The organism is Bradyrhizobium sp. Mp27, assembly GCF_029953005.1.
GTDB lineage: Bacteria > Pseudomonadota > Alphaproteobacteria > Rhizobiales > Xanthobacteraceae > Bradyrhizobium > Bradyrhizobium barranii.
In genome coordinates this window covers 1-4,267 of record NZ_JASAUS010000331.1, presented here as the reverse complement: position 1 = coordinate 4,267, position 4,267 = coordinate 1, and the positions used below count along the sequence as shown (strand labels likewise).

General features: G+C 65.1%; 9 protein-coding genes. 3 read left to right on the top strand and 6 right to left on the bottom strand.

The window, feature by feature from the left end; all coding sequences use genetic code 11:
• Positions 1 to 38: 38 nt before the first annotated feature.
• Genes QJT78_RS49165 through QJT78_RS49155 form a run of 3 tightly spaced genes read left to right on the top strand, consistent with a single transcriptional unit; the run spans position 39 to position 1,408 of the window.
• Complete coding sequence (locus tag QJT78_RS49165) at positions 39 to 710, top strand: recombinase family protein (RefSeq protein ID WP_281460782.1); 672 nt, start codon at positions 39 to 41, stop codon at positions 708 to 710.
• The gene (locus QJT78_RS49160; RefSeq protein WP_038945774.1) at positions 697 to 942 is read left to right on the top strand and encodes a hypothetical protein; all 246 of its coding nucleotides are present in this window, start codon (positions 697 to 699) and stop codon (positions 940 to 942) included. The genes QJT78_RS49165 and QJT78_RS49160 overlap by 14 nt, the downstream gene beginning before the upstream one ends.
• Before the next feature lie 19 nt (positions 943 to 961).
• Entirely contained in the window at positions 962 to 1,408 is a 447-nt protein-coding gene (locus QJT78_RS49155) for a hypothetical protein (RefSeq protein ID WP_049808119.1), read from the top strand.
• Between the two features lie 125 nt (positions 1,409 to 1,533).
• Here QJT78_RS49155 and QJT78_RS49150 read toward each other — a convergent pair whose 3' ends face one another.
• The 6 genes from QJT78_RS49150 to QJT78_RS49125 form a co-directional block, all read right to left on the bottom strand.
• Positions 1,534 to 2,043 (bottom strand): hypothetical protein, encoded by a 510-nt coding sequence (locus QJT78_RS49150; protein WP_038976639.1) that lies wholly within the window; start codon positions 2,041 to 2,043, stop codon positions 1,534 to 1,536.
• Positions 2,044 to 2,312: 269 nt separating this feature from the next.
• Complete coding sequence (locus QJT78_RS49145) at positions 2,313 to 2,669, bottom strand: DUF1376 domain-containing protein (protein ID WP_038945771.1); 357 nt, start codon at positions 2,667 to 2,669, stop codon at positions 2,313 to 2,315.
• Between the two features lie 2 nt (positions 2,670 to 2,671).
• Entirely contained in the window at positions 2,672 to 2,875 is a 204-nt protein-coding gene (locus QJT78_RS49140) for a hypothetical protein (RefSeq protein ID WP_157790335.1), read from the bottom strand.
• A gap of 2 nt (positions 2,876 to 2,877) precedes the next feature.
• Positions 2,878 to 3,171: a DUF968 domain-containing protein gene (locus QJT78_RS49135; RefSeq protein WP_049810395.1), complete on the bottom strand. Its 294-nt coding sequence runs from the start codon at positions 3,169 to 3,171 to the stop codon at positions 2,878 to 2,880.
• Positions 3,171 to 3,647 carry a hypothetical protein gene (locus tag QJT78_RS49130; RefSeq protein ID WP_038953749.1) on the bottom strand — a complete coding sequence of 159 codons (477 nt, stop codon included), beginning with the start codon at positions 3,645 to 3,647 and terminating at the stop codon, positions 3,171 to 3,173. Before QJT78_RS49130 ends, QJT78_RS49135 begins: the two co-directional genes overlap by 1 nt.
• Entirely contained in the window at positions 3,640 to 4,137 is a 498-nt protein-coding gene (locus QJT78_RS49125) for a hypothetical protein (protein ID WP_157790336.1), read from the bottom strand. The genes QJT78_RS49130 and QJT78_RS49125 overlap by 8 nt, the downstream gene beginning before the upstream one ends.
• Positions 4,138 to 4,267 lie beyond the last annotated feature (130 nt).

Genomic DNA, 4,267 nt, shown 5'->3' with positions numbered 1-4,267 from the left:
TACGGGTGGTCAGGCGGTGAAAAGCCGAAGGCAATCCTGTGCGCCTCGTCAGACAAGATGTTCGGCCGCATCAATCGGGCCCCAAAGCCGCACTCTCACGAATAGGACGGGCTAGAGGCCCAGCAAGCCGCCATCGCCGCGTTCGCCGCCGCCGAGGGTTACGAGGTCGTCGAGACCTTCGTCGAGACGAGACCGGCAAGGGCAGCGATGCACTTGAGACCCGCCCGCAGCTCGCCGCCGCCGTCGCCCGTGCCACCAAGGCGAAGGGCACCGTGATCGTCGCCAAGCTGGACCGCCTCACCCGCGACGTTCACTTCGGCTCCGGCCTGATGGCGCGCAAGATCGCCTTCAAGGTCGCCGAGATGCCGCACGCCGACAATTTCCAGCTCCACCTGTTTCTGGCGCTGGCCGAGCAGGAGCGCGAGATGATCTCGACCCGCACCAAGGCCGCCCTCGCCGCCTGCAAGGCGCGCGGCGTCAAGCTGGGCGCGCCCAAGGCTGGCCTGAACAAGGCTGCTGCCGCCGCCGCGTTCGCCGAGAGCCTGCGCGAGATCGTCGAGCCAGTCATGTGCCAGTCGTCGCGCCAGATCGCGGCGCACCTCAATGCGCGCGGCATCACCACGGCCGAAGGGTCGTCGTGGCAGTCCGCGCAAGTCATCCGCCTGATCGGCCGCCTGCAGCCGAAAGAGCAGCTCGATGTCGCCGCGTAAGATCCCCCTCAACGGCCCCATGACCGGCGCAGAGCTGGACGCCGCGCTCCTCAAGATTTTCGGCGAGAACCGGCAGTCTGCATTCGCGCGTGCCATCGCGTCCACGCCGCGCACGGTGCGCTCGTGGATCGCCGAGACCTACGGCCTCGTGCCCACGCACATCGCCATTCTCGTGCGCCTGATGCTGCAGGCGAAGGTGACACCCGAACAACTCCCCGAGATCGAGCGTTAATCCAATCAAGGCTATAGGCATGACCGACGACACCAAGAAGAAAATTCCCCTCGCAACCGTCTCCTCGCGCGGCCTGCGCGCTGGCTTCGGTCACGCTCGCCCCGGCGATCCGAGTGCTACCCAGACGCAAGAGCAGATCGCGGAGCATTATCGGAACGCCAATGAGGGCGACGTTGCGGTGATCCGCGAAACCTACGCGACGCGCCTATGGTTCATCGTCACCAAGATCACTGGCACAAACCCCAAGGCCGGGCGCGTCTATCTGGAGCATGCGCCCAGTTCCGGCTACGGCGGTCGCGCTTTCTACATGAAGAGTGGCCGGAACTGCTTCGCGCCTAAGGGACAGTCGAGCCTTGTGCTGCCGACGCAACAAGTGCTGGAACATGCGGAGAAATTCCCCGCAGATCGGCTCGGCGAGAACATCGAGATCGTCATCGCGTGGCAGGGCGGTGACGATCGAGCTTAGCTCTCGCCTGTGCGCCCGCCCTTAGAAACGTCAAAACCCCGGAGGGCGGCTCCGGGGTTTTTCGGCTCACCCATCACGCCGAAGCGCAGTGCGTGAGCTAGCGAAACTGTCGCCCAATTCGCCCCTCAACGCAAGGCGTCGAAGAACACGCCGAGCCGGTGCCCGGCGTCGCTCAGCAGCTCTGCCGCCTTCTCCCGCGCCCGGTACGGCGAGCGCATCCCGAGGCTCGCGCCGGTCTCCTGCAGCCCCCTCCCGAAGCACGCGACCTGATCGGCCACGAACGAGGGACGGAAGCCGATTGCCTGCTTCGCGGCGTAGTACGTGCGTTTGTGATCGAGCTGCGCCTCCGTCCGCGCCAGACCGCTCATGGCAGCCGGGTCGAAGCTGTAGATGCGATTGAGATCGACGCTGTTGAGCGGCCCCTGCAGGCCCGCCGCAGCCCAGTGCAGCGCGTAGCGGCGCAACGCCTGATATTCGGGCGCCGACAGAATCCGGCGCACCAGCGCCTTCCCCAGCGGGTCGTCCAGCATGGTGATGCGGCGGGATGATCGCGAGCGGCCGACGAGCTGGAAAAATTCGCCCGCCTTGGCGAGACGTTCCTGGGTGGGCCCGGCGTCGTCGAGTGGCAGCCGCATCGGCAACCTCGATGTGAGTGAGGTGGAGCGCTATGCGCCACGATCTCCACACCGGCAAGCCCTTCGCCGCCAGCTCCAGAGAAGGTGGTAGTTGTTTAAGTTTTGTATTGGAAGCAATTGCTTCGTTGCGTGCTTCGCGTTTGCTTCGCGTTTGCTTCAGCTGTCGTGAATGATCTCAATAGTTTGACTCGCGCGAGTGATGCGAACCGCGCTTCGCGTGCGGGCGCGAAGGTGATGCCGAACTCGCATCATGCTTTATCCAGAGATTTTTAGTTGTCCACAAGTCGGGAGCGTGCGCGGCGGCTCATGCCGCTCGACCGGCCACCGGCCTGACCGGAGAGCGCGCGCAGGACCGCGAGGCGCTCCTGCTTCATCATGTCCCGATCCGCGCGCGGGTTGCGCCAGTGCGCGTCAAAGAATTTTGCGAGCACCGGCTTGGTGCGCCGCCACTGCTGCGTGTCGAGCCGCGCGATCATCCGCATCGCGGCGTCGTCCTCGTGCGGCAACTCTCCGTGGACGGCGTAGTGCATCAGCAAGTGCAAGTAGGCGCCACTCTGCATCGCCGACAGCTTCTGCGTGTCGCGCAGATACGGGCCGATCTCGATGTTGAGATAGCGCCGCTTCACGTTCAGTCCCCCGGCTGGTTATCGACGATACGGACCCAGCTGTAGCGTCCGACCTTCGTCTTCTTGCGCGAGGTGTCGGTCTTGATGGTCAGGTGCTTGGCGTAGAGACCATCGACGAGCGCCTGCGGATTGCTGTCGCACTGCATCAGCTCGACATCGTGGTCGCTGCCGATCTCGCGCACCCAGATGCTGTAACGCCTCTTCACCGTCATTCTCCTGGCGCGCGATACTTCATCGCCAGCAGGAACGGGTTGAGGCCGTAGCTCAGCCACCAGCCCAGCTCGTCGCCATAGGCGTGGCTCTCGCGGTGGTGGCGCGAGCACAGCGGCAGCGCCCATTTATCGTGGCTCTTTTCCTGCATGCCCGTGTACCGCTTCCCGTCGTTGATCGAACCGACGCGCAGATGCGCCGCTTCGGTCGATGTGTCGTCGCCACAGATGCAGCACGGCTGCGTGCGGATGTAGGCGAGGTACGCCTCGTCACGCTGCCGTGGGTCGCGCATCAATTGATCGTCGCACCGGACTCGTCGTCATCGTCGTCGGCCATGTCGAGGAGCACGCGGCGCACCTCCGGGGAGTCGAGGTCCAGCGGCTTCGCGCCCATCGCATCGAGCGCCTCGCTGGGGCCGGCGTACTTGCCGGTGCGGACGCCATCGAGATGCTGACGCAATTGCGCGAGCATCTCCGTCATGGTCTCCTTCATCTCCGGGTGCTCAGCCATCGCGGCCTTCACCTGCTCCGACAGCGCCACCGTGAAATCTTCGCCTGCCGGAATCTCGTCGAGCCGCGCCTCGATGTGCTTCACCATGTCGTCCCGCGTCGTGGTGATCGCTTTCAGCGTCGCCTCCTTAGTGTTGCCCGAGGAGATCGCGCCGTAGACGATGACGGCGAGCAGCGCCTCGAACCCTTCGATGAAGGTCGCGCCGTGCTTGCCCGGCGCATCCAACACGGCGTTCTCCAGCATACGTTGCTTATCCATTTTCCTTGTTCCTCCACGCCTGATAGGCGCAATCGAGCTGGTGCCACTTCTGCCGTTCTTCCGTCCGGCCCGGCTTGCCGAGATCGCTGCGGCTCGCGACGCCGCAGTGATGGCGCACGCAGTCGGCGGCGTGCCCCTCGTCGGCGACATCCGCGTAGTGCAGCTCCTCGCGCAGGAACGCCCAGAACGTCGGCTCCTTGCAGCGCATGCCCGCCTGCTTCGCGGGGTCGAGGTCGCGCCACTTGTCGCGCTCCATGCTGGCGTGATCGACCGGCGTCTCGTCGTCGTTGACCTCGACGAGCACGCAGGCGAACCGCGTGCCCATCGGGGCCTGCGTGATGCGGCTGTCCATGTCGATGGCGGCGATGGTCAGGCGCAGCTGCCAGTCACCGGACTGACGCTGCGTCAGCCCGTCCTTCTTGACCTCCAGCGAGATCGTGTTGCGGCGTGCGAGGTCGGAGAGGTCCATCACTTCAAGACCCTTGCGCATTCGGCAATCGAGCGCTCGATGCGGTCGGCGAGCGCGAGCAGCTTCTTGATGCTGGGCTCCAGCTCGCGGACCAGGGCGAGCGCCTCCTTGGCTTCGGCGAGCTGCTTGCGGATGTCCTCGTTGCCGACCT

Excerpts from the sequence above, each read along its gene's own strand:
- QJT78_RS49160 (WP_038945774.1), top strand. The coding sequence starts at position 697 with ATGTCGCCGCGTAAGATCCCCCTCAACGGCCCCATGACCGGCGCAGAG.
- QJT78_RS49155 (WP_049808119.1), top strand. The coding sequence starts at position 962 with ATGACCGACGACACCAAGAAGAAAATTCCCCTCGCAACCGTCTCCTCG.
- QJT78_RS49150 (WP_038976639.1), bottom strand. The coding sequence starts at position 2,043 with ATGCGGCTGCCACTCGACGACGCCGGGCCCACCCAGGAACGTCTCGCC.
- QJT78_RS49135 (WP_049810395.1), bottom strand. The coding sequence starts at position 3,171 with ATGCGCGACCCACGGCAGCGTGACGAGGCGTACCTCGCCTACATCCGC.
- QJT78_RS49130 (WP_038953749.1), bottom strand. The coding sequence starts at position 3,647 with ATGGATAAGCAACGTATGCTGGAGAACGCCGTGTTGGATGCGCCGGGC.
- QJT78_RS49125 (WP_157790336.1), bottom strand. The coding sequence starts at position 4,137 with ATGCGCAAGGGTCTTGAAGTGATGGACCTCTCCGACCTCGCACGCCGC.